Annotated in this window: 4 protein-coding genes; 1 reads left to right on the forward strand and 3 read right to left on the reverse strand. The window is 51.6% G+C overall.

Translation table 11 applies throughout. The features are described 5' to 3' along the window. A partial coding sequence (locus AC2VLY_RS10025) for a hypothetical protein (protein WP_486922204.1) occupies positions 1–184 on the forward strand: 184 nt, incomplete at its 5' end. Positions 185–369: 185 nt separating this feature from the next. On the opposite strand, the gene AC2VLY_RS10030 is transcribed toward AC2VLY_RS10025, so the two are convergent. The 3 genes from AC2VLY_RS10030 to AC2VLY_RS10040 form a co-directional block, all read right to left on the reverse strand. Further along, positions 370–1,269, reverse strand: a complete 900-nt coding sequence (locus AC2VLY_RS10030; protein WP_486922205.1) for a phospholipase D-like domain-containing protein — start codon at positions 1,267–1,269, stop codon at positions 370–372. A gap of 101 nt (positions 1,270–1,370) precedes the next feature. After that, entirely contained in the window at positions 1,371–1,886 is a 516-nt protein-coding gene (locus AC2VLY_RS10035; protein WP_486893525.1) for a hypothetical protein, read from the reverse strand. Between the two features lie 21 nt (positions 1,887–1,907). Beyond that, on the reverse strand, positions 1,908–2,221 hold a 314-nt coding region (locus tag AC2VLY_RS10040), incomplete at its 5' end, for a hypothetical protein (RefSeq protein ID WP_486893526.1).

A 2,221-nucleotide genomic window follows, 5' to 3' on the forward strand; every position in this document is an offset into this window, starting at 1 on the left:
TGATGGCACCATGTATTTTCTCCTCAGTCATGTCCTGGAAGATTATTCTGCACCTCTGAAAATTTCAGGATATAACGCCGCTCAGTTACCGGTTACAGCACAAGGGAGGCCCGTAGGCGCCAGGATGAAACTTTATTGTCCACCATCACCGGGTCGGCAAAGGCAGTGGGGCTACTCAGGATGATACTTCGTGAAGCGTGGAAATTGTTAAAAACGTAGAATCAATGGGATACGGCTGATCCTGGATGATACTTTTTTGTCCGTTGACACTACAGGGCTAAATGCAAATGGTGTAAGCCTGTATGCTTTGTTTCTGGCGTGGTTTCGGAGACCGTGCGTTTCTCGTTGTTTTACCCTTCTGAGTGCGGTTTAATCAGTGGAAGTCGCCGCTGCATTCCAATCTTTATCACACTGCATCTGTAACTCGGTAATATCCCGCCCATTCAGCAGTAACCCGACTTCACGGTTCCGCTCAAGACTGGTCTGGGTCAGGTTCTCGCTACCCACATAACCTATTGAATTTCCCAAAACTAATTTGCTATGGATGTAGGTAGGACGCACGGGCATTAAGCGTACTTGCACGCCATGCGCCCCAAGAAATTGTGCATCTTTGCGATCTTGCGCATTGATGTTGGCTGGCATGATCATCCGCGCTAATCGGCCTTTAGCGGCAATCGCATCGAGAGTCGGCGCGTAGGGTCCAATTTCCTCATCTTCAATATCAACCGGCCCCGGCTGGTCGATGACCTGCACAATCTGTTTTACGGATGTTCCCGGTGAGAGCACCAAAACCTGATGCGTCCATGCCGGCGCCCGGTGATTATTCCAGTCCGCGTTAAAAACCGCATTGACGGCCTTGACCACCGTGGGATTCCTGGTGACGTAGAGGTAATTGCGGGCATCATGAAAATCTAACCAGGCAAAATTCGGATTGCCGATCTCGGCCTCGTGGTCTGATGCCAGATATTTGGCATGGTAAAAAGACCACTGACTGCCGTGGCTGGTAAAGCGGTAAGGCGCCAGATGCAGTTGCGCACCGGTCGCTTCGATCTCCCGTTCTTCCTTTTTCACCTGCCAGGATTTCATGCCATAGGGCTTGCCCTCAATGATGACCCGCACATCCACACCCCGCGCTTTGGCCGCTTGAATGGCACGAAGAATCGGGCGGTCGGTCATATAGTAAACACCGACATTCAACTCATGGCGGGCTGAATGAATCACTTGCAAAATAGGCGAAACACCCGCGTTGGGTTCGATAAATAAAGGCATATTTTCTCCTCAAAGCACCGGTTAAAAATGTGGAGTACCTATAAGAAACACATTATGCGTGTTAAACCATGCAACATGGGCATGGGCACCAGTGGTCCCACTTATGTAATTTCAACCGGATCGATGGAGCCCTGCAGGCTCCCGAAAACAACAGGCTCGACGTGTGTAGCGGCCTTTATGTCTGTCTCCCATGCCTGGCCGGGCCTCGCGACCCAATTAACGTGACCTTCTGTCGTGACAAGTTCTTTCCTACCTAGATCGCCCAGGGTTTCAACGTCTGTCTGGAACCAGACGCGCGCGAGGATATGCCATCGGTTGTGATCTATGGTGAATTCCATGGAATCCAGGAATGTGTAGTCCCAATCATCTTCGTTTTGAGGATATTGTCGCTTCAGAATAGTTTGGGATGCCGAACGCAGTGGATTTTGGGCCTTTTCCCATGCTTTCATAATAATTTCAGGTGACTGTGGTATTTCACAGACAAAGCGGCTGCCATCGATGTTTGACCAGTCACAGCAATAGTCACCCACAAACAGCCGGTTGATTCCTTCGTTTCGCATCCAGGCCGTCAATGCCGCAAATTCAGTCATCACCGCATCCAATTGGGATGTTTCCATCTGTGTTTATTCCATGCCCATTCAGTGCCGTCCTGGTCGATGGGTCGGCATGGGGGCTGCAGCGGGTGCGACCTGCTGTATCTGGGCATCCGGTGCGATCATGCCGAGGCGCTGTCCAATGGCCCGGAAGCTTTCCCTGAGGCGCTCCCAGAGATTGTTGCCTTTCTGATCCGGGATCTGCCCCAGGTGTTCTTCGGTTTTTTTCAGGTGCTGATGAGCGATGTCCGCATAGGCGCGTCGCTCCCGATCGGGAATCTCCTCCATCTCCGGAGCCAGCACATCAAAGCGCCGGATGGTTTCTGCGTGCTGGTTCTGTAATGCCTGTACCTGCTCCT

It is taken from the genome of Acidithiobacillus sp. TH-A36 (assembly GCF_057473445.1).